Genomic DNA, 996 nt, shown 5'->3' with positions numbered 1-996 from the left:
CGGCACTGAGTTATTCCCCCAACACCTAGTTCTCATCGTTTACGGCGTGGACTACTAGGGTATCTAATCCTATTTGCTCCCCACGCTTTCGTGCTTCAGTGTCAGAATCCAGACCAGACGGCCGCCTTCGCCACCGGTGTTCTTCCATATATCTACGCATTTTACCGCTACACATGGAGTTCCGCCGTCCTCTTCTGTTCTCTAGCTGATCAGTTTCCAGAGCAAGTACGGGTTGAGCCCATACCTTTTACTCCAGACTTGATCTGCCACCTACGCACCCTTTACGCCCAATCATTCCGGATAACGCTCGCCACCTACGTATTACCGCGGCTGCTGGCACGTAGTTAGCCGTGACTTTCTGGTAAGATACCATCACTCACTCATCATTCCCTATGAGTGCCGTTTTTCTCTTACAACAGAGCTTTACGATCCGAAGACCTTCCTCACTCACGCGGCATTGCTCGTTCAGGGTTCCCCCCATTGACGAAAATTCCCTACTGCTGCCTCCCGTAGGAGTTTGGGCCGTGTCTCAGTCCCAATGTGGCCGTCCGCCCTCTCAGGCCGGCTATGCATCGTCGCCTTGGTGGGCCGTTACCTCACCAACTAGCTAATGCACCGCAGGTCCATCCATGTTCATGGCCTTAGCCACTTTAATAGCAGTCAAATGCTTGTCTGCTACCTATCCGGTTTTAGCATCCGTTTCCAGAAGTTATCCCGGGCACATGGGCAGGTTACCTACGTGTTACTCACCCGTTCGCCACTAGATTTAGAAAAGCAAGCTTTCCTTCCTCTCGTTCGACTTGCATGTATTAGGCATGCCGCCAGCGTTCATCCTGAGCCAGGATCAAACTCTCCATTTGATTTAGCTCTTAGATGTCTCTGACATCTTTCTTTACAATTGTTTGTTTGTTTCGAAATTGACGTTTTAGTTTGTATTTTTATTTCCTGTTCAGTTTTCAAAGATCATCTGCACCTCAGCAGTGCTCATCTATATTA

The 996-nt window shown here is 49.3% G+C and carries 1 rRNA gene; it reads right to left on the bottom strand.

What is annotated here, in order from left to right:
- A 16S ribosomal RNA gene (locus KTQ83_RS11835) occupies positions 1-860 on the bottom strand; the annotation flags it as partial.
- Positions 861-996 lie beyond the last annotated feature (136 nt).

The sequence above is a fragment of the Holdemanella porci genome, assembly GCF_019052655.1.
In the GTDB taxonomy this organism is placed as follows: domain Bacteria; phylum Bacillota_I; class Bacilli_A; order Erysipelotrichales; family Erysipelotrichaceae; genus Holdemanella; species Holdemanella hominis.
The sequence above is the reverse complement of the archived record's forward strand: the minus strand, read 5'-3'. Positions and strand labels throughout refer to the sequence as shown.